1 protein-coding gene is annotated in these 320 nt (G+C 70.0%); it reads left to right on the top strand.

The annotated features are described in order from the left end of the window. Positions 1–320, top strand: a 320-nt coding sequence (locus ELR45_RS38630; protein WP_420813917.1) for an ABC transporter permease, incomplete at both ends; no start/stop codon positions are given.

The raw sequence follows: 320 nt of genomic DNA, 5'->3' as shown, positions 1-320 counted from the left end.
CCGGCGGCAACGTGCTCGAAAGCGCTCTGTCCCCCGGGAGTCCCGGGCACCCGCTCGGCACCGACGTCAACGGCAACGACGTGCTGTCCCGCCTGCTGCACGGCGGCCAGGCATCCCTCACCATCGCGGTCGCGGTCACCGTGATCGGCTTCACGATCGGCGGGACGACCGGTGCTCTGTCGGCCTACCTGGGTGGGAAGGCCGACATGCTCATCATGCGCGGGCTCGACGTGCTCATCGCGTTCCCGTCGCTCGTGCTCACCATCGCGATCGCGCAGGCGCTCGGGCCCAGCCTGCGGAACACGATCTTCGCGCTCAGC

The organism is Phytoactinopolyspora endophytica, assembly GCF_004138495.1.
Lineage (GTDB): Bacteria > Actinomycetota > Actinomycetes > Jiangellales > Jiangellaceae > Phytoactinopolyspora > Phytoactinopolyspora endophytica.
The sequence above is the reverse complement of the archived record's forward strand: the minus strand, read 5'-3'. Positions and strand labels throughout refer to the sequence as shown.